At 45.2% G+C, this 18,027-nt stretch carries 13 protein-coding genes and 1 tRNA gene; 5 read left to right on the top strand and 9 right to left on the bottom strand.

The annotated features are described in order from the left end of the window. The 6 genes from IR173_RS13950 to cysK form a co-directional block, all read right to left on the bottom strand. On the bottom strand, nt 1-693 hold the full coding sequence (locus IR173_RS13950; protein ID WP_237040207.1) for a hypothetical protein: 693 nt from the start codon (nt 691-693) through the stop codon (nt 1-3). After that, entirely contained in the window at nt 668-1,738 is a 1,071-nt protein-coding gene (locus IR173_RS13945) for a toxin-antitoxin system YwqK family antitoxin (RefSeq protein WP_237040206.1), read from the bottom strand. Before IR173_RS13945 ends, IR173_RS13950 begins: the two co-directional genes overlap by 26 nt. 94 nt (nt 1,739-1,832) lie before the next feature. Beyond that, nucleotides 1,833-2,357 (bottom strand): hypothetical protein, encoded by a 525-nt coding sequence (locus tag IR173_RS13940; RefSeq protein ID WP_237040205.1) that lies wholly within the window; start codon nt 2,355-2,357, stop codon nt 1,833-1,835. A gap of 168 nt (nt 2,358-2,525) precedes the next feature. Continuing rightward, on the bottom strand, nt 2,526-4,265 hold the full coding sequence (locus IR173_RS13935; RefSeq protein ID WP_237040204.1) for a tetratricopeptide repeat protein: 1,740 nt from the start codon (nt 4,263-4,265) through the stop codon (nt 2,526-2,528). A 206-nt stretch (nt 4,266-4,471) separates the two neighbouring features. Further along, complete coding sequence (mnmA, locus tag IR173_RS13930; protein ID WP_237040203.1) at nt 4,472-5,536, bottom strand: tRNA 2-thiouridine(34) synthase MnmA; 1,065 nt, start codon at nt 5,534-5,536, stop codon at nt 4,472-4,474. 14 nt (nt 5,537-5,550) lie between these two features. After that, on the bottom strand, nt 5,551-6,510 hold the full coding sequence (gene cysK / locus IR173_RS13925; RefSeq protein ID WP_237040202.1) for a cysteine synthase A: 960 nt from the start codon (nt 6,508-6,510) through the stop codon (nt 5,551-5,553). 176 nt (nt 6,511-6,686) lie between these two features. Between cysK and IR173_RS13920 the strand changes: the two genes are divergently transcribed. From IR173_RS13920 to IR173_RS13910, 3 genes are all read left to right on the top strand, one after another. Next, nucleotides 6,687-7,598, top strand: a complete 912-nt coding sequence (locus IR173_RS13920) for an endonuclease/exonuclease/phosphatase family protein (RefSeq protein ID WP_237040241.1) — start codon at nt 6,687-6,689, stop codon at nt 7,596-7,598. A 31-nt stretch (nt 7,599-7,629) separates the two neighbouring features. Then, nucleotides 7,630-10,089: an outer membrane protein assembly factor BamB family protein gene (locus IR173_RS13915; protein WP_237040201.1), complete on the top strand. Its 2,460-nt coding sequence runs from the start codon at nt 7,630-7,632 to the stop codon at nt 10,087-10,089. Between the two features lie 237 nt (nt 10,090-10,326). Further along, nucleotides 10,327-11,607, top strand: a complete 1,281-nt coding sequence (locus IR173_RS13910; RefSeq protein ID WP_237040200.1) for a DEAD/DEAH box helicase — start codon at nt 10,327-10,329, stop codon at nt 11,605-11,607. A 74-nt stretch (nt 11,608-11,681) separates the two neighbouring features. Here the strand turns inward: IR173_RS13910 and IR173_RS13905 are convergent, their stop codons facing one another. From IR173_RS13905 to IR173_RS13895, 3 genes are all read right to left on the bottom strand, one after another. Continuing rightward, nucleotides 11,682-13,238 carry an Lcl domain-containing protein gene (locus IR173_RS13905; RefSeq protein WP_317207946.1) on the bottom strand — a complete coding sequence of 519 codons (1,557 nt, stop codon included), beginning with the start codon at nt 13,236-13,238 and terminating at the stop codon, nt 11,682-11,684. A gap of 220 nt (nt 13,239-13,458) precedes the next feature. Further along, nucleotides 13,459-16,137, bottom strand: coding sequence for a glycoside hydrolase family 2 TIM barrel-domain containing protein (locus tag IR173_RS13900; RefSeq protein ID WP_237040198.1), 2,679 nt, complete (start codon nt 16,135-16,137; stop codon nt 13,459-13,461). Nucleotides 16,138-16,341: 204 nt separating this feature from the next. Then, nucleotides 16,342-16,414, bottom strand: a tRNA-Met gene (locus IR173_RS13895). Between the two features lie 232 nt (nt 16,415-16,646). Between IR173_RS13895 and IR173_RS13890 the strand changes: the two genes are divergently transcribed. Together IR173_RS13890 and fabG are read left to right on the top strand one after the other, a co-directional pair. Continuing rightward, entirely contained in the window at nt 16,647-17,246 is a 600-nt protein-coding gene (locus IR173_RS13890; protein WP_237040197.1) for a TetR/AcrR family transcriptional regulator, read from the top strand. 30 nt (nt 17,247-17,276) lie between these two features. After that, nucleotides 17,277-18,023: a 3-oxoacyl-[acyl-carrier-protein] reductase gene (gene fabG / locus IR173_RS13885; RefSeq protein WP_237040196.1), complete on the top strand. Its 747-nt coding sequence runs from the start codon at nt 17,277-17,279 to the stop codon at nt 18,021-18,023. Nucleotides 18,024-18,027 lie beyond the last annotated feature (4 nt).

Genomic DNA, 18,027 nt, shown 5'->3' with positions numbered 1-18,027 from the left:
TTACTTATTTTCAGTTACTTCTGTTCGTTCTCTTTTATATAGAAGATACGGATGACTGACCGGTTCTTCAGTATGATAGGTGATATAGACGGAATCACCGGTTACCTTGCTTATCTCAAAATTTGCTTGGTAATAGACGGGGCTTTCTCCTTTAGGAATAAACTGTCTTATGTCTATTTCCGTTTCGGACAACGTCTGCAAGTCGAGTAAGGTCAAATTTCCATCGGGGTTGGTCTTGTCGTCGGCATCCCGGTAGAGCAATAGGTCTGACGGGGTGTCGTAACCGCTTTCATAATACAGTTTGTCCTTGAAGAGATTCTTTCCGGTACTCTTCTCGTATAGGTACAAACGAACAGTGTATTGTGATTCCCATCGGTCTAATACGAAATACTTTTCGAAATCCATTCCGCTGTAACGCAAAGCATATTTATCAGCTTGTGTGCATTCTAGGGGTTCTTCTTCAATCAATCGCGTCTCATCCCCATGCTTTAAGGTGAACCTGCGTATGCTGTCCGGTGATAAGAAGACACAAAGCTCGTATCCTTGTTGTAGCTGATAAATGTCTTGCTTTACATTACATTTTTCCTGTGGACAAGCAGACATGCAAATACCGAATACCGGGAAACAACCGATGAGCAGCCTCTTGATTATTCTCGGCAAACGCGTTTTATTGCTTGTTTCCGTTACGGTCATACCGTTCCAGTGTAGTCCACGAACCGCTGCCGTTGGGACGTTCCGCTACGGCTTTCAGTTTGCCGTTATCGTAATATTCCTTACGATAGACTTCTGTATCGTTTTCGCAACGTCCTTCTTCACGCAAAGTTCCGTCTTCGTAGAAACGCTTGTAGGGGCCTTCCTCTTTGTTGGCTTTGTAAGTGCGTTCCGATTTCAACTTGCCGTTGCTGTAATATTCACGGCTGATGCCGTCACGCTTTCCGTTCAGGAAGTTTCTGGAGGTCTCTACCTTTCCGTTGGTAAAGTAATGCTTTTCTTCCCCGGTTTTCTCATCGGCCTTGTAGGTGGTCGAGACGGATGGCGTTCCGTCGTCGCGGTATTCTGTCCAGACACCTTCTTTCTTGCCGTCTTTGTAAGTACCCTTTTCGCGTGGCTTTCCGCTTGCCCATATTCTGGAATATTCTCCTGTCATTTTTCCGTTCTTAAAGCTACGGCGGCATGTGTAGTCACCTCTGTTGCTTGTGATGTGTTCCACCCAGTTGCCGTCCGGCAGTCCGTCTTTGTAGTAAGTGTCCAGAAGCAGTTTTCCATCTTCGCTGTAACGTCGGTCCGGTCCGTCCTGTACACCCATTTGGTAGCTGACTTCGGTTTCCACTTGTCCGTTCTGATAATAGGACTTGATGATGCCGTTCATCTTTCCGTCTATAAAGGTAGATTCCTGCGCCAAGGTTTTGCCGTCCGGATAGAACGCTTTACGATAGCCGTCCAAGTTACCGTTTTTGTAAGTACTTTCCTCAATTAACATATTGTTTTTGTAGTGTCGGTAAAGACCGTCAAACATTCCGTCCTTGAAGTTGGCGATGAGGTATTCTGAATGATAACCGTCGATGATACGGTGCTCGCCTTGCAGGAGAGCTTTTTCTTTATTCTGTTGGCGGAACAGTAATCGTCCGTCGCCATAGTTGATGACTGATACTTCGTCTATTTGATATACTTTCTCTTGTGCTGATGCGTTCAGCAGGGTCGCTCCGCATAGGAGGAACATTAAAAACATTTTCTTCATACCATAATAGTTTTGGGAATTATCTATTTCCCGGCAAAGAAAAGCAATATTATTGAATCAGAAGTCGTTTGGGAGTGTGCATATAGTGTGCATTTCAATACTGTTCGCTTTGGGAAAAGCTTTCAGGACAGTATTTCTTGATGATTGTTTCTACTTTCCGTTTCCATTTATTGGAAATTGTAATATCATATTCTTCAAAGCTTTCGTGTTTGAATATCCCATAGTTATAAGATAATATAAATGTGTTCCCGGCAATAAATAAATAACTGTTGAATGGGGGAATGACAGCATAATTAATAATGTCATTATTAATTAAAAAGCCTAATGCTCCTTTTCTATATGCGTCGGTAATTGTCTTCTTCTCTTTGGAGGTCAAAGGGATTACTTTGGTATTGTCGTAGGAAATATGGTAACCCTTGTAGGCATAGACATGTTTCCTGTCCACCAAGTACAGTGTGTCAGTCGTAATCAAAGTTTTTATCTCTGCTTCGTGCTTGGCTTGTAAATAAAGAAAAGTATCTATATCTGCTTGCTCTTGCTCTGTAAGTTTTCTTTGTGCATTGCAAACTGGTACTAACGTATTTAGCAGCCCCATAATCAATATAGTTCTAATGTTCATAATCCAATGGTATTAGCGTGAATCTTTCCGGATACCTTTTGCGCTTCTGCAATAAGAACCTTTCCGGCATGATACAGATTTCAATTAGCACCACAAATAAAGGCAATATCATTGAAGTATGACTCATTAGAGAGTGTGCATATAGTGTGCATTTTGGATGAAGACTACTTATAAGGATGCTATAAATTCGTCCCACTTTCCGGGAGCTCCTTTCTCCCTGAATACCTTTTCATAGAGTCTTCGGCGGGCAGACGAGATGGATTCTTTGGTGTGACTGGTCAGCCGGGCGATTTCTACGGGCGACATGTTTATCTTGAGCAGCAGACAGATGTGCAGTTCGTGTTCGCTGAGCTTGTGGTATCGGTTCAGTTTACCGGTGAAGTCGTCATAGACACCGTTCACGGTTTCTTCCAATGCCTTCCACTCTTCGCGGGTTATGGGGCGGTTGTCGGGCAAGATTTGTTCTTTGAGCAACCGGTAGATGTCCGATTTCTGTATGACGGAGTGCAGCATCCGCTGTTCGTCTTTCTCTATTTCGGCTTTTTTGTTGGCATAGAGGGTTAGTTCCTTTTGCATTTGCAATTGTTCCCCCAGTGCTTTGTCCGTTTCGCCGAGGGTTTGCAGTTGTTGTTCCAGAAAGGCTATCTTCTTCTTGTTTTCTTCAATGAAGAGGGTACTCTTTTGGTATTGTTCTTCTTTAAGGCGTTTGATATCTTCCAGTTGGGCATTCAGCAGTAACTGTTTCCGGCGGGTATGCTGCCAGTATAGCAAGAAGAGCAGGAGCAGGATGAGGCCGGATGCGATGGCATACATCATGATTTGTGTTTTCCGGATATTTTCAGTCTTCAGTGCATCGTTTTCTTTCTCCCGCACCCGATAGTTGTAGATGGCGTGCATCTTGCGGGTGGTTTCCAAATTCTCCAGTTTTGCTACCGAGTCGTTATATAGAAGGTATTGATTGAGGTACTTCATTGCTGCTTCTGGATTACCGCGCTCCAGAGATATGTTTCCCATGTGCAGGTAGGCGCTCCTTTTGCCATAGACATTTCCTACATCTTCTATCCGTTTGCAATAGTAGAGGGTGGAGTCCGGTTGTCCGGTGCGGTAGTAGTACTCTGCGGCAATGGAATAAGTGGACGACAATCCCGGAAGGTAGGAACTCGTGATGGCGATGTCCAGTGCTTGCTTGGCATTCTCCCAGTCTTCCAGTTGTATGCAGACGGCTGCAACCTGGCTTTCAATCATGTTTATCATGCGCTGGTTGTCCATGGCATAGGCCAGCTTTCTTGCTTCCCTGAAATAGTGCAAGGTGCTGTCCGGCTTCTCCAGTCCACGGTAGGCACTTCCTATATCCCTCAAACAGAACAGCATATCGATACTGTCTTTTCTCGATAAACCGTACTGATACCCTTCCTTCAATACTTCCAGTGCCTCCTCATAGAGTTCTTGAGAAAGCAGCAAGTAGCTTATCTGACTGTATATCTTGCCTTTCAGCGGTGATTCCGTATTTTGGGGCAGGGCTTCCATTGCTTTGTAGAAATAGGGTAATGCTTGTGGAGCGTCTCCCAGGTCACAATAGACTCTGCCGGCGTAGTAGTAGGCTTCGGGCAGATGGCGCTTGTCATCTTTCTCTATATAGTAGTTCAGGATGGGGAGTATAAGGCTGTCCGTGGTGTGAAGGATATATGCTTTGTCTTTGGCCTTGATACAGAGCAGGCGGTAATACATCCGCGTGGCTTCGGGGGCGGTAGTCATTTCTTCTTTAAGGTTTTCCAAAAAGAGGATGGCGCTGTCCGGCACCATGTTGGCCAAACTATCAGCAGTGCTGAGTGCATGTTGAACGGGCTTTTCGTTGCATGCATTGAGGCAGAGTAGGAGAAGGAAAAAGAAAGCTACCGATTTTATCATATTTTTGTCCTTTTATTCTTATAAAGAGATTGTCTTTATGTGTATTATTCCCTTTTTCGAACGGTAAAGGTAGTAAGATTAATCGGATAGCATTCTTTTAGCAGATAGATTTTAGATAGAGAAATTAAAATAAGATGAATTTATTCGTTTTTTTGTTTCTGAAAAAAACACATAAAGGGAACACGAGGAAAAGTGTAGGAAATAGGCTATGGCAAAATGATTTCACCGCTTCCCACACAAATTTCCGCATCTTTATCATATAGTACGCCGAACTGTCCGGGTGCAATGCCCTGCAAAGGTTCGTGGCTGTGGATTCGGAACAGGTCATCTTCCCGTGTCAGTATCCCTTTCATAAACGTATCGGTATGCCGGATTTTGAAAGAAACGTCTACAGGAGAATTTCCCTTCCATAAGTCCTCCGTGATGAAATGGAAACCGCGCAAGGCAAAGTCTGTACCGTATTGCTTTTCGGTATCATATCCGCGTGAAACATAGATTATGTTCTCGTCTATATCTTTGCGGATAACGAACCACGGTCCGCCGCTCAGTCCCAACCCTTTGCGCTGTCCTATGGTGTGGAACCAATATCCTTTGTGGGTGCCAATCCGTTTTCCTGTCTCCACTTCAATGATGGCTCCTTCTTTCTCGCCCAAAAAGCGGCGAAGGAAGTCATTATAATTGATTTTCCCCAGAAAGCAGATACCCTGACTGTCCTTGCGCCGTGCACTGGGCAGTTTGGCTTGCAAGGCAATATCCCTGACTTCATTTTTCATCAGTCCGCCAAGGGGAAACAGCAGTTTGGATACTTGCAGATAATCTATCTGTGCCAGGAAATCCGTTTGGTCCTTGACTGAATCTTGTGCGGTTCCGAGCCATATTTTCCCGTCTTTTTCAAGGATGCTGGCATAATGGCCGGTGGCTGTCTTGTCATACAGACGTCCGGCCTCCTGCTCGAAGCATCCGAATTTGATGAGTTTGTTGCACATTACATCCGGGTTGGGGGTGAGGCCGCGCTTCACTTTGTCGATGGTGTATGCCACGACATTGTCCCAGTATTGCCGGTGCAGGTCAATGATATTCAGGTTGAGGCCGTATCTGCGTGCGGTAGCCGTACACAGTTCGATGTCCTCTTCTGCGGTGCAGGTGAGGTCTTCATCACCGTCCATTCCGATTTTGATATAGAAAAGGTCGGGCTTATATCCTTGTTCGCAAAGGAGGTGTACGGCAACCGCGCTGTCGACTCCTCCTGAAATTAATGCAGCTATGTTCATTTTTATGTTTTGGGTCAATGATTATTAGACAGCGGATATTCTTCGGACGCATAGAGCACGGTCGACAGATATCTTTCTCCTGTATCGGGTAAGAGGACTACAATTTGTTTCCCCTCATTCTCGGGTAATTTAGCCAGTTCCAAAGCGGCATAGGCGGCAGCTCCCGATGAGATTCCTACCAGCAGTCCTTCTGTGGAAGACAATTCGCGTCCTGTGCGGATGGCATCATCGTCTTTTACACGGATTATTTTATCTACCAGGCTTCCGTTGTATATCTTGGGGACGAACCCTGCGCCGATACCTTGTATCTTGTGTGCTCCCGGTTGCCCGCCCGAAAGGACAGGGGAGTTGTCCGGTTCCACTGCTACGATTTGTATGTTGGGATTCTGTTTTTTCAATCCTTCCGCCACACCGGTCAATGTACCTCCGGTTCCTACTCCGGCAACAAAGATATCCACTTCCCCATCGGTGTCATCCCATATCTCCCGGGCGGTGGTGCGGACATGAACCGCAGGATTTGCCGGATTGTCGAACTGGCCTAAAATGACGGCTCCGGGTGTGGCCTTGCGCAGTTCTTCCGCTTTTTCTATGGCCCCTTTCATTCCTTTGCCACCTTCGGTCAGCACCAATTGTGCACCTGCCGCTTTTAATAAATTCTGGCGTTCCAGACTCATGGTTTCGGGCATGGTGAGTATGGCTTTGTAACCTTTTACTCGGGCAACCCACGCCAATCCCACACCTGTGTTGCCGCTGGTGGGTTCGATGATTACCGAACCGGGTTTCAGGATGCCTTTACTTTCCGCGTCTTCTATCATTGCAAGTGCGACACGGTCTTTTACGCTTCCGCCGGGATTGAAATATTCCAGTTTGGCAATTACTTGTGCTTTCGCACCTTGTTTTTTACTGAGGCGTGACAGTTCCAGGAGGGGAGTGCCTCCAATCAGTTCAGTCAATTGTTTTTTTATTCTTGCCATAATCTTTTGAATTATTAGTGGGTTATCTTTAATAATGCAAAGATAGGGGTTGATGTTCAGACAAACAATACCATATTTATGGTATATTTCTTTTGTGCGGTTTTCTTTTTGTACTACCTTTGTTACATGAAAAACGAAGCTAATCAATTATGCGAACACGAAAAACGATGATGTTTATGGCAGCACTTTGCCTGCTATGTTGCGTGGCTTGTACGCCGCAAAAGGATACTCCTAAAAAACTGAAAGTTCTCTCATGGAATGTGTGGCACGGCGGTCACTCTAAAACTTATCCGGGAAAAGGATGTGAAGGTACTGTCGGTATTCTCAAGAAGAGCGGGGCGGATGTGGTCTTGATGGTAGAGACATACGGCGCTGCTCCGATGGTGGCTGACTCACTGGGATATCAGTATCATTTAATTTCCAATAATCTATGTATCTACAGTCGTTATCCCATAGTTGAAAAGTATGCCTTCCCCGATAGCATCGGCACTTTTAACTTTGGCGGAGTAAAGATTGATATGGATGGCACTCCGGTGCGCATCTTCGACACTTGGTTGCATTATTTGCCCGATATGCGCTTGGCTCCCACCGACAAGTCGGAAGAAGAAATTCTGGCCTGGGAGACTGCCGGAACGAGGGATGACGAGATACGGAAGATTCTTTCCGTACTGAAACCGATGCTGGCGGAGGCCGATAGCATACCTGTCATCATGGGGGGAGATTTCAATGTACATTCGCATTTGGACTGGACAGAAGAGACGCGAAATTTGTATAATCACGGCGGGGCAGTCGTGCGTTGGCCGGTTTCTGTTGCGATGGAGAAAGCCGGCTTTAAGGATAGTTTCCGCGAAATGAATCCTGATGCGGCGGCCAAGTTGGGAGTGACCTGGCTGACTGACGCGGACTCTTTGGAAACGGAATGCCGGGCAGACCGTATCGACTTTATCTATTATCAGGGAAAGACCATACAGGCCACTACTTCAGAGTGTTATGATAACAGTCTGGGAAAGACATTCACTTTTGAGGGAGAGGATTTCTTCTATCCTTCTGACCATGGATTTGTTTTGTCCGAATTTGTTTTGAAATAGATTGTATGATTATTCAATTAAATATATACTGATGAAAAAGACTTTTTTAATTTCCTGCCTGTTGGCTGCTTCTTTTCCTGTGATGGCGGCATACACCGGGCATGTTTATGTAGACAAGAATAAGAACGGTGTGTTTGATAAGGGAGAGAAACCGATGTCCGGTGTCAAGGTATCTGACGGGCTGAATGTGGTGGAAACAGCTGCTGACGGTAGTTTTACGCTTCCCGGTCATGCCAGGGAACGTTTTATTTTTATTACTACTCCTTCCGGTTATAAGACCTATAACCGCCATTATCATAAGATAGAGGATAAGCAGGCTTCTTACGACTTTGGGCTGATGCCTTATGACGGAGGTTTGGGTAAGGATGGTTCCCATAAATATATTCATATTGCCGATACAGAGATTTTCAATACCAAGAATCATGATGAATGGGTAAATAATGTACGTGACTATGCAGCGAATGAGCATGCCGCTTTTATTATTCATACCGGTGATATCTGTTATGAGAAAGGGCTGAAAGAGCATATCAAGCTGATGAATACGGAGAATATGGATTGCCCAGTCTTCTATTGTATCGGAAACCATGACCTTGTCAAAGGTAAATACGGTGAAGAGCTTTTTGAAAATATCTACGGCCCTGTCTATTATTCGTTTGACGCCGGACGCGTGCATTACATTGTCACTCCGATGGCAGGCGGTGACCATGCTCCCGGTTATACTCGTGAGGATGTTTATCTTTGGCTGAAAAACGACCTTGCCCATGTAAAACCCGGAACGCCTATCATGGTGTTTAACCATGACTTGCTGACTTATGATGACACTTTTGTTTTTAAAGGAGACAACGGAGGTAGCATTAACCTGAACGAACATAACCTGAAAGCGTGGGTATATGGTCATTGGCACATTAATTATATAAAGAAGCAAGGAGATGTGTACAGTGTGTCTACCGCTACATTGGATAAGGGCGGGATTGACCATTCTACCAGTGCTTTCCGTGTAATGCACGTGGATAAGAACGGTGATTTCACTTCCGAACTCCGTTATTCTTATTTGGATAAGAATATCTGCATCGCTTCTCCTGCAGGTACTGCCTCTGCCAATCGTGTTCCTGTCACGGTAAATGTTTATTCGTCTGTAACTCCGGTGAAAGAGGTGGTTTATAGTTGTCTGCAAGACGGAAAAGCCATACTCAAAAACAAGAAACTCGCTCCGGCTACCGACTGGACCTGGAAGGGGGATATGCCTCTGTCTGCCAAGTATCAAGATAAGGAACTGACCCTGCAGGTGACGGCTCGTTTTAATAATGGTGAAACCGCTTATGCCGAAAGCGTCTTTACTGTCCAACCGGAACAGGTGAAAGTGTCATTGGGTGCCGACTGGAATAACTTGTTGGGAACTTCTGCCCATGTCGCTCCGGTTTGCCCGCCTTTGGAAGCCCCTCTGCAATTAGCCTGGACGAAGAACGTAGGAGCCAATATTTATATGACTTCTCCTTTGGTGCACAATGGCAAGGTATATATTGCTTCTGTTGACGAAAATCTGAAAGGCGAAGGTCATGTTTATGCCTTGGCCGGAGAAGACGGAGAAATACTGTGGAGTTATCCGGTCCGTAATTCCATAAAGAACACGATTGCAATAGACAAAGGTGTGGTTTTCGCTCAAGATGCACAAGGTTGGCTTTATGCCATCGATGCGGAAACGGGAAAACTCTGTTGGGAGAAACAACTTCCTGTCAACGGTTTGCCTGCATTGATTGACGGATTGGTGGCCAATGACGGTATCGTGTATGCCGGAGCGGGAAAAGGACTCGGTGCGTATGAAGCCCGTACCGGCAAACAGCTCTGGAAGAATGAAGATTGGGGACAGGGTGAAGGAACTACTACCACACTGACACAAGGCAACGGACTTTTAATCGGTTCCGTACAGTGGCGGGCACTTTATGGAAATGATGCCAAAACTGGAAAGAAATTGTGGGAAGCCAGTGATAACGGCTTGCGTAATCGCGGCTCATCGGTTGCCATGCATGGTTCGTTGTTGTATCTTATCTCCAACCAATCTTTCTTTATTCTCGAAGCAACTACCGGAAAGGTGATTGTCCGCAAACCTTTGCCTTATAATGTAGATGTGACTTCCACTCCGTTGCTTACCGACAAAGAGATTATTTTCGGTTCAGCAGAGAAGGGACTGATTGCGCTGGACAATGAAACGCTGGAAGAAAAATGGGTTTGTCCGGTGGGAGCAGGACTGGTCTATACCTGTCCTTATACCCGCAAGGGGGCGGCAACAATTGAAACCAGTCCGGTGCTGGCAGGAAATACCGTTTATGTGACCGCTTCGGACGGAGTGGTGTATGGCATCAATAAAAGTGATGGAAAGATTATTTGGAAATATGCTACCGGAGCACCTGTTTTCAGCTCTGTCGCTGTTTCTGGTAACGTATTGATTGCGGCGGATTTTGGAGGAAATGTCTATACATTCTGTGCCCGATAATCTTTCTTGCCGATTAGCTTATTCAAAAGCCTTTATATTATTGTTTTCTTTGTAAATGGCTTATATACAATGAATTATGGACGTATGGTGATACTGATTTCACCATACGCCCTCTTTATTGTCAATCTTGTTAAATAAGCATAAACTCTGTAGCCTGAATACCTTTGCAACCAATCATTCTCTTATCTTTGTAAAATAATAAATGAAAAGGCCGTGAGGCCCGCTTAATAATTTCAAATGACATTTAAAGAACTAGATCTTATAGAGCCGATATTGAAGGCTTTGGAACAAACCGGCTATACAACGCCGACCCCCATTCAGGAACAAGCAATTCCGGTATTATTAAAAGGTAAAGATTTGCTGGGATGTGCGCAGACAGGAACAGGAAAAACGGCAGCTTTTGCCATCCCCATTATTCAGGGACTTTATCAATCAGATAGTAAGAAAGGTATCAAGGCTTTGATACTCACCCCCACACGCGAACTGGCCATTCAGATAGGCGAGAGCTTTGATGCTTATGCCCGATATACACGTGTAAAGCATACGGTTATTTTTGGAGGGGTTCCTCCGAAACCGCAGATAGATGCATTGAAAAGGGGGGTGCAGGTATTGATTGCTACTCCGGGACGTTTGCTTGACTTGCAGGCGCAAGGATATATTTCCTTGAAAGGGCTTGATTATTTTGTGCTTGATGAGGCAGACCGTATGTTGGATATGGGCTTTATACATGATATAAAGCGCGTATTGAAACTGATTCCTGCCAAACGGCAGACTCTTTTCTTCTCTGCTACTATGCCGCCTGAGATAGAAAAATTGGCTAACTCCATTCTTACCTCTCCCGAAAAGGTGGAGGTGACTCCGGCTTCATCTACAGTGGATACCATCCAGCAAAGCGTTTACTTCGTAGAGAAAAACGAAAAAAAGGATTTGTTGCTCTATCTGCTGAAAGATAAGACGATAGAGTCGGTATTGATTTTTACCCGCACTAAATATGGGGCGGACAAGTTGGCAAAGATACTGAATAAGAACAGTGTGGTGGCAGAAGCTATTCATGGAAACAAATCGCAGAATGCACGCCAGCGGGCATTGAATAATTTTAAGGACCGGTCAACCCGTGTACTGATTGCAACGGATATTGCTGCCAGAGGTATCGACGTAAACCTGCTTTCCCATGTAATCAACTATGAATTGCCCAATATATCGGAAACGTATGTACACCGCATTGGCAGAACCGGACGTGCCGGACACGATGGGGTGGCAATTTCTTTTTGTGAATCGGAAGAATTGCCTTATCTGAAAGATATACAGAAGTTAATCGGATTGGAAATACCTGTGGTGAAAGAGCATCCTTTTATGACTACGGCCGGTGTGCAGCTTCAAAAAGAGAAGACTGAAGAGATAAAGGAGAAGGCAAAGGCAAATAAAGTATATCGTGGAAGCAAGAGTAATGGTGACTATTGGCGCAGAAAGAAACAGGCGCAGAATAAGAAGCCGGCGGCTGTTGCGGTGAAACAGTAATATTTGATTGTGCTTATATACTAAAAAAGGGATGTATCAAAACATCCCTTTTTTAGTGCTTGGCAGCTATGTGTTTAGAACATGGCTACCGGACGTGTATTGTAAGTACTTCCCTTACTGTTTGCCATTAATATTCCACTGAAGAAGTTCAAATACCAGGCCTTGTTTTTATTGCCTTCCGAAGAAGTCCAATAACTCTGCTGGTCGAAATCCTTGAAACATTCCTGCTTGGCATTGCATATCACACCGGCATGTTGTAACTCCCACAGCAGTGCCAGTTCGCCCACTGCCGGCAGATACCATTCGCCTGCGCCTTTTCCGGGTTTGCTGTATTGGTAGCAATAAGTTCCTGCCGGATAAGTAGAGGTGCTCTTGTTGATATAAGATGTATTTGTTGCTCCATTAAAGTCGCTCAGGATACCCTCCGACGGCCAGGCGGTAATCAGTCCCGTCTCTGTATCGATGGTCGTTCCTTTAATTTGTTCTTCGGCATTGTCAGAGAAATACGAATCTGCGGTGCCATTGAAATAAGGCAGGCAGCCGGTTTGCTGTGTACCATTGATAATGGTGTCGTTCTTCAATTCTTCGATATCCTCCGATTTGCTTGCCCATCTCACTCTGGTTTGTGCATTGGTCAGTGCCACGATACGTCCGTAGGGAGATGCGGTGAGTGTCTTGTCTATATTGCCGTTCTTGTCGTTTAGTGCATAAACAATACCGATACATGTTTTTTCTTCGTTCACTTCTGTAGAATAAGTACCGTCACTATAGTAGTAGTCACCTACTTTGGCAGGGGCTACCGGAGTGCAAGTAAGGGCGGTGGCTGTGTAATACTTTCCTTTTTCCAATGTGATGCTTTCTGCAGTTGAGGCTTCATAGATGTTGCCTGCATTGGTGACCAGGGTAAAATGTAGCTGTGCCGCCTCCGAAGGGAAGAAGGAAATATAAGCGCTGCCCGGCAGTCCGGCGTCATTCTTTATGGTAAAGCTTCCTTCTGTGGTGTTGCTGAATTCTCCATCTTTCAACTTTAAGGTTGCGTTGGAATAAAGTTTGCCTGCAGTGGCTGTCACGGTGATGCGTGAAATGTCGTTCAACGGTGTGCTTCCGTCCGTGGTGAACTCAAATTTTCCGATAGTCATCAGGCTTTTCATTTCGCAACTGCCTGAGCCGGATTGTGCAGTCATGGTCACCTTGCACAAAGCCCATGAATAATCATAATCTGCCACGCCTGCCAATGTTCCGTCCTGACCGGCAAGACTTAGTTTCTGCGTCAGTGTATCACTGCTGTTTGCTGTAATGGCATCAGCCGGATAAAATACTGCAATTTCTTTATCGTTTTTCACTTTATTCGAGATGTCGCCGGTAAATAAGTCGGTAGAAGTGGGCGACAGGGTGAAGATACTCTTCTTTACTCCTGTCAGGCTGGAGTGCATGGCTGCCAGTTGGGTACCTTCATTCCAATTGCCTTGCAGCATACCCGGAGTTGCAGCGTCGTTGCGTACTTCCAGCGAGGCTGTTAAGGAGAAAGGAACGGTAGATGTCGTATTCGACTTGTCGTTATCATCATCATCGCTGCATCCGAACATGCACAATGTAATGCCTAAAAGGAGAAATGTTTTTGCCTTTTTCATCATAGTTTTGCTTTTGCAAGTTTTTTATTTCAATCGGCAAAGGTAAATGTAATTTGTAGTCTTTTCAAATCTATTCAATGAAAGAAAGGCTTTTTTCGACGAATTAAGAGTTTTTGGTGATGAAAGACTCTACAATTTCGTTGAAAAGGGCTTCTGTCTTATTCTGGATTTTCAATTATCTTCTTACATTTACCGATTGCAGACTGAATTTTTATGGTGTTTACTTTTTCTCGCCGAAATCGGCTTGTTGTTGCTCCACTTCCTTCAGTTTCCGTTCGTTTTGTTCTCTTACTGCTTTTTCCTTTTCCAGCTCCTCTTTAGATTTGGCCGTGATTGGAAAGTACTGTGAATCAGATTCCATTGGGATAAGTGCTGCCTCTTCCTTTGAATAAATCAAAGGATATGCTGCGGGTTTGCTTTCCAGTTCCAATTCTGCAGCAACCGGCATTTGCGAACCTTCGAACAATACGCTGGCTGTTATCTTTATCTTGCCGGGTTTCAGAGTGGATTGTACCAATACCGGCGCTGTTCCCCATTTTACAGGAGCCGGATTAGCCAACACGTTTGCACCGCCGAGGATGCGCCCTTCACCTTCGATGTGGAACTTCACATAGTAATTGTTCAGGCGTTTGATGTTACCGTTTTTATCGGCAATGGCGGCTACCACCGTTACGAAGTCCGAACCGTCGGCTTTCAGTTCCGTGTTCTCATTATCTACCCAAAGAAGTAATTGGGAAGGGCGGCGTGCCGGACGTACTTTGTGGGTGGCTACCACTTTTCCGTCCATCAGTCCTTCTGCCAGCAGAAAGACTTCCTTCTGCTTTCCTTCTTTCATAGACATGTTTTTGTCTATCATAAAGTCGTATACATCCTTAAATGTGATGATTGGCGACGGCATTCCTTCGCGGGCTGCCGGTTTGGTATACGTCAGGGTCTTTCCTCCTTTATTATAAGTGAGGCGCACTTCGTCACAGTTGGAATATACGGTCACGTCTTTAGGAGAGAACGGTGTCATTTCGTGGGCGATATATACCATGGGGCCGGTCTCGAACAGGCGTTCTTGCTTTTCGGGCGAACGTTGCGCTTGGAACATATAATAAGAATACTTGGGCTGGCGGAACACATCCATCAATCCGCCGTAGAAGGGGTCGGGGTGATAGCCGCGCTGGTGGTCGAATGAATGCCACAGGCAGCCTCCCACGTGCTGTCGGGGGGTACGATAAAGTACGTCATAGCAAGTATATGGATAGCTAGGTGCTGCATAATGCCAGGCTTGGATAAGCATGGCCTGTTCTCCCCAGTTGCGGGCCACCCGGCTGGGAGAGTTATGAGAGTTCCAGTCGTCTACGTTATCTCCCCATTCACGGGTGAAGTAAGTGATTTTGGGGTCGAGCTTCTTTATAGCCCAGTCTTTGTCCGCATTGGCCGGATGGGTGAAAAGGACGGGATAGACTTCATGACCGCGCGCTTCGCTGTCGCAACCGGAGTAACAATAAGGATAAGGATATTCTTGTGCCACTAAGTCGAGTGTGTTTTTTGCAAAATCAGCCGGATACCAGGTTTCGTTCAGGATAGGTTCCCACAGCCATACGCAGGGATGATTACGGTCGCGACGGACCAGATTGCGGATGTCACTGTAAACGCGCTGGGCAAACTCGGGAGCGTCATTCCAGAATTGCCAGCCTGGGGTATTGACAATGACGAACAGGCCCAGTTCATCACAGGCATCCATAAAGGCAGGGTCTTGAGGGCAATGAGCGTTACGAATGACCTTCAGGCCGGCGTCGCGCAACTTTTTTGCATCACGCCAGTGAATACTGTTGGCTACTGCATTGCCTACCACAGCAAAATCCTGATGTCGGTTGGCGCCAATCAAAGGACGCTCGTAGGGTTTTCCGTTCAGCCAGAAACCATCTTTGCCCTTGAATTCAATGCTACGGATACCGATTCGGCGACGATAGCCGTCTACTGTGTTTCCTTCATTGTCGCGGATACGGACTATTAAATTATATAAGGTAGGGGTTTCGGGGCTCCAAAGCATCGGCTGCTTAACGATGATTTTATCTTTAGAGGTAATGGCTTTGCCGGGACGAACCTGCACTTTATCGTTTAAGAAAGCGACTTGCCGTCCGTCCGGCTGTTGCAGTTCATATTCCACTACGCCCGTAAAGGTCTTTTTGCCTTCATTGCGCACATGGGTTTTCAGCAGAACTTCCGCCGAGTTGTCGGACACTTTGTCGTAGGCAACGAAAAGGCCGCCTCCAGCCGTTTCGTTCTCAAAGTTGGGGTCGGTGATGAAGACGGAGTTATGGGCAATCAGCCAGCAGTCGCGATAAATGCCTCCGAAGTAAGTATAATCCAGCACATCCTGTGCTTTGCCGGGAGGATAACTGGGGTCATCGCTATTGTCGGTCCATACGGCTATGATGTTATCCGTTTCCCACTTCAGTGCATTCGTGATATCAACCACGACAGGCAGGTATCCTCCAAAGTGTTCGGCCAACAGTTTGCCGTTGACAAACACTTTGCTTTTTCCCATAATGGCTTCAAAATGGAGGAAAAGCTTTTTGCCTTTTAAAGCATCGGCAGGGGTGAAATGTTTGCGGTACCACGCTTCCCCTTGATAGTTGATGCAACCGCTGGCTTCGGTCGGCAGATATTCGATGCCGTTGGGAAGAGAGACCACCTCCCACTTCCGGTCATCGAAGTGGATAGCTTCGGCTCCCGGTGCCGCACCTTTGTGCAGTCGCCACGCGGGGTTCATGGAGAAGACATCGCGGCCGGAATTTGCCAGCCGATAGAAACCGGCAGTAGAGAATTCCGGTTGATGGGCCGCCTGCACTTTGCACAAAGGAAAGAGCAATAAGGCGATAAGATAAAGTAGAATACGTTGCTTCATAATAATAAATAGGGATTTATTTCCCAAAGATACAATATACTATGAGTCTATTCTAATCATGGCCGGTAATTTTATTATTTTTTCTTCGTTTAGCCGAAGCATTGGATAAATCTTGTGGGTGATAAGCGTGAACTAGAGTTGCCCCATTTTAGTGCAAGAGAGGGAAAAAAGAAAGAGAAGCAATATTGCTTCTCTTTCTCTTAGTTGCGGAGGCCTGACTCGAACAGACGACCTTTGGGTTATGAGCCCAACGAGCTACCAACTGCTCCACTCCGCGATGTTGTGTTTTTGATTACGGATGCAAAGGTACGGCTTTTTTCTTTAACTCCAAATGTTTCTTGAATATTTTTTTGAATTAAAATAGATAAACGATGTAAGTGGTTGATAATGAGTGTATGTTGTGAATGTTAATTAACATATACATGAATATTATACTTTAATTGTTTGTATGGTCCAAAGAAATGATGTAAATTTGCTCACATATATAAATAATGTGCAACTGAATCTATATGGCAGTATCAAAGACAAGAGCTAAATTGGTAGACGTTGCCCGTCAGCTTTTTGCTAAGAAGGGTGTAGATGACACTACGATGAACGATATAGCGGTGGCTTCCAAAAAAGGAAGACGCACCCTTTATACGTACTTCAAGAGCAAGGAGGATATCTACATGGCGGTGGTGGAATCTGAATTGGAAATGCTTTCGGACGCAATGGAACAAGTCGCAAAGAAAGATATCACTCCGGACGAAAAGATTTTAAAATTGATAGAGACGCATTTGGATTCTATTAAAATGGTCGTGTATAGAAACGGAACATTGCGTGCCGGTTTCTTCCGTAATATATGGCGTGTGGAAGCTGTGCGTAAAAACTTTGATGCAAAAGAAATCAAACTTTTCAAGCAAGTATTGGCAGACGGGAAAGACAAGGGACTTTTTGATATCGATAATGTAGACATCATAGCTGATATTGTGCATTATTGTATTAAGGGAATCGAAGTGCCGTATATCCGTGGACAGATAGCTGAAGAGCTGGATGATGAGACCGGCTGGGCGTATGTGGCGAAAATTGTATTCGGCGCTTTGGGACGTAAAAATATTGAAAAAGAATAATTTAATTAATAACGTAAAATAGAAAACAAAATGGGATTATTAACTGGAAAAACTGCGATTGTAACAGGTGCTGCTCGTGGTATTGGTAAAGCAATTGCGTTGAAGTTTGCTTCTGAAGGAGCAAATATTGCATTCACAGACTTGGTTATTGACGAAAATGGTCAGAATACTGAAAAAGAAATTGCTGCTTTGGGTGTGAAGGTAAAAGGGTATGCTTCTAACGCTGCAAACTTTGAAGATACAGAGAAAGTAGTTAACCAAATCAAGGAAGACTTCGGTTCTATTGATATTCTGGTCAACAATGCCGGTATCACGAAAGACAGCTTGATGATGCGTATGAGCGAAGCACAATGGGATGCAGTAATTGCGGTCAATCTGAAGTCTGCTTTTAACTTTATTCATGCTTGTACTCCTATCATGATGCGTCAGAAGAGTGGAAGCATTATCAATATGGCATCAGTGGTAGGCGTTCACGGAAATGCGGGCCAGTGTAACTACTCAGCTTCCAAAGCCGGTATGATTGGTTTGGCTAAGTCTATTGCTCAGGAACTGGGTTCTCGCGGTATCCGTGCCAATGCTATTGCTCCGGGCTTTATCATCACTGATATGACTGCCAAACTGAGTGACGAGGTAAAGGCTGAATGGGCTAAGAAGATTCCTTTGCGTCGTGGCGGTACGCCTGAAGATGTGGCTGACGTAGCTACGTTCCTTGCTTCTGATATGTCATCTTATGTATCCGGACAGGTGATTCAGGTTGATGGTGGTATGAATATGTAATCTT

This window comes from Phocaeicola faecalis (genome assembly GCF_021730445.1).
GTDB classification, from domain to species: Bacteria; Bacteroidota; Bacteroidia; order Bacteroidales; family Bacteroidaceae; genus Phocaeicola; species Phocaeicola faecalis.
The sequence above is the reverse complement of the archived record's forward strand: the minus strand, read 5'-3'. Positions and strand labels throughout refer to the sequence as shown.

What these genes read in the sequence shown, in the direction of transcription:
- IR173_RS13890 (WP_237040197.1), top strand. Translation starts at nt 16,647, where the DNA reads ATGGCAGTATCAAAGACAAGAGCTAAATTGGTAGACGTTGCCCGTCAG.
- IR173_RS13900 (WP_237040198.1), bottom strand. Translation starts at nt 16,137, where the DNA reads ATGAAGCAACGTATTCTACTTTATCTTATCGCCTTATTGCTCTTTCCT.
- mnmA (WP_237040203.1), bottom strand. Translation starts at nt 5,536, where the DNA reads ATGAACATAGCTGCATTAATTTCAGGAGGAGTCGACAGCGCGGTTGCC.
- IR173_RS13910 (WP_237040200.1), top strand. Translation starts at nt 10,327, where the DNA reads ATGACATTTAAAGAACTAGATCTTATAGAGCCGATATTGAAGGCTTTG.
- IR173_RS13945 (WP_237040206.1), bottom strand. Translation starts at nt 1,738, where the DNA reads ATGAAGAAAATGTTTTTAATGTTCCTCCTATGCGGAGCGACCCTGCTG.
- IR173_RS13905 (WP_317207946.1), bottom strand. Translation starts at nt 13,238, where the DNA reads ATGAAAAAGGCAAAAACATTTCTCCTTTTAGGCATTACATTGTGCATG.
- IR173_RS13950 (WP_237040207.1), bottom strand. Translation starts at nt 693, where the DNA reads ATGACCGTAACGGAAACAAGCAATAAAACGCGTTTGCCGAGAATAATC.
- IR173_RS13940 (WP_237040205.1), bottom strand. Translation starts at nt 2,357, where the DNA reads ATGAACATTAGAACTATATTGATTATGGGGCTGCTAAATACGTTAGTA.
- fabG (WP_237040196.1), top strand. Translation starts at nt 17,277, where the DNA reads ATGGGATTATTAACTGGAAAAACTGCGATTGTAACAGGTGCTGCTCGT.
- IR173_RS13935 (WP_237040204.1), bottom strand. Translation starts at nt 4,265, where the DNA reads ATGATAAAATCGGTAGCTTTCTTTTTCCTTCTCCTACTCTGCCTCAAT.
- cysK (WP_237040202.1), bottom strand. Translation starts at nt 6,510, where the DNA reads ATGGCAAGAATAAAAAAACAATTGACTGAACTGATTGGAGGCACTCCC.
- IR173_RS13920 (WP_237040241.1), top strand. Translation starts at nt 6,687, where the DNA reads ATGGCAGCACTTTGCCTGCTATGTTGCGTGGCTTGTACGCCGCAAAAG.
- IR173_RS13915 (WP_237040201.1), top strand. Translation starts at nt 7,630, where the DNA reads ATGAAAAAGACTTTTTTAATTTCCTGCCTGTTGGCTGCTTCTTTTCCT.